The organism is Phaeobacter sp. B1627, from assembly GCF_006265095.1.
Taxonomy (GTDB): Bacteria; Pseudomonadota; Alphaproteobacteria; order Rhodobacterales; family Rhodobacteraceae; genus Epibacterium.
In genome coordinates this window covers 1-314 of the sequence record NZ_VCNK01000133.1, presented here as the reverse complement: position 1 = coordinate 314, position 314 = coordinate 1, and the positions used below count along the sequence as shown (strand labels likewise).

General features: G+C 55.1%; 1 protein-coding gene. It reads left to right on the top strand.

The genetic code is table 11. The features are described 5' to 3' along the window. The coding region (locus FGE21_RS19975) for an integrase core domain-containing protein (RefSeq protein ID WP_139665139.1) at positions 1-296 on the top strand (296 nt) is incomplete at its 5' end. Between the last annotated feature and the right edge of the window lie 18 nt (positions 297-314).

Here is a 314-nt window from a genome sequence, read left to right as displayed (position 1 = left end):
ATGGCCCAGAGTTCATCGCTGAGGCCGTCAGGGATTGGATCAAAGCCGTTGGTGCCAAGACTGCATACATCGAGCCGGGGTCACCCTGGGAAAACGGTTATTGCGAAAGCTTCAACGGGCGGATGCGCGACGAGCTGCTGAACGGCGAGATCTTTTACTCGCTGCGTGAAGCCCAAATCATCATCGAACGATGGAGGAACCACTACAACACCAAGCGACCACACAGTGCATTGGGCTACCGCCCGCCAGCGCCTGAAACCATCGTCTTGATGGACCAAAGGCCAATCATGCACTAACTTTCAATGTGGACCACT